At 64.9% G+C, this 1,192-nt stretch carries 1 protein-coding gene; it reads right to left on the minus strand.

The features are described from left to right. Positions 1–1,191, minus strand: coding sequence for an elongation factor Tu (gene tuf, locus Q8X39_RS20460; RefSeq protein WP_130481887.1), 1,191 nt, complete (start codon positions 1,189–1,191; stop codon positions 1–3). Between the last annotated feature and the right edge of the window lies 1 nt (position 1,192).

The raw sequence follows: 1,192 nt of genomic DNA on the forward strand, positions 1-1,192 counted from the left end.
TTACTCGATGATCTTCGCAACGACGCCGGCACCGACGGTGCGGCCGCCTTCACGGATGGCGAAGCGCAGGCCTTCTTCCATCGCGATCGGGGCGATCAGCTTGACCGTGATCGACACGTTGTCGCCGGGCATGACCATTTCCTTGTCCTTCGGCAGCTCGATCGAGCCGGTCACGTCGGTCGTGCGGAAATAGAACTGCGGGCGGTAGTTGTTGAAGAACGGCGTGTGGCGGCCGCCTTCTTCCTTGCTCAGCACGTAGACCTCGCCCGTGAAGTGCGTGTGCGGCTTGATCGACGCCGGCTTGCACAGCACCTGGCCGCGCTGCACGTCTTCGCGCTTGGTGCCGCGCAGCAGGATGCCCACGTTGTCGCCGGCCTGGCCCTGGTCCAGCAGCTTGCGGAACATTTCCACGCCCGTGCAGGTCGTCTTCTGCGTGTCGCGGATGCCGACGATCTCGATTTCCTCGCCCACCTTGACGATGCCGCGCTCGATCCGGCCCGTCACCACGGTGCCGCGGCCCGAGATCGAGAACACGTCTTCCACCGGCATCAGGAACGCGCCGTCCACCGCGCGCTCCGGCGTCGGGATGTAGCTGTCCAGTGCGTCGGCCAGCTTCATGATCGCCTGCTCGCCCAGCTCGCCCGTGTCGCCTTCCAGCGCCAGCTTGGCCGAACCCTTGACGATCGGGGTGTCATCGCCCGGGAAGTCGTACTTGCTCAGCAGCTCGCGGACTTCCATTTCCACCAGCTCCAGCAGCTCGGCGTCGTCCACCATGTCGGCCTTGTTCAGGAAGACGATGATGTAAGGCACGCCCACCTGGCGGCTCAGCAGGATGTGCTCGCGGGTCTGGGGCATCGGGCCGTCAGCGGCCGAGCACACCAGGATCGCGCCGTCCATCTGCGCGGCACCCGTGATCATGTTCTTGACGTAGTCGGCGTGTCCCGGGCAGTCCACGTGCGCGTAGTGACGGTTGGCCGTCTCGTACTCGACGTGCGCGGTGTTGATCGTGATGCCGCGCGCCTTCTCTTCCGGCGCCGCGTCGATCTGGTCGTACGCCTTGGCCGTGCCGCCGAACTTCTTCGACAGAACGGTCGTGATCGCCGCCGTCAGCGTGGTCTTGCCGTGGTCGACGTGGCCGATCGTGCCGACGTTGACGTGCGGCTTGGTCCGTTCAAACTTTTCTTTAGACATG

This window comes from Leptothrix discophora (assembly GCF_030705305.1).
Lineage (GTDB): Bacteria > Pseudomonadota > Gammaproteobacteria > Burkholderiales > Burkholderiaceae_C > Sphaerotilus > Sphaerotilus discophorus.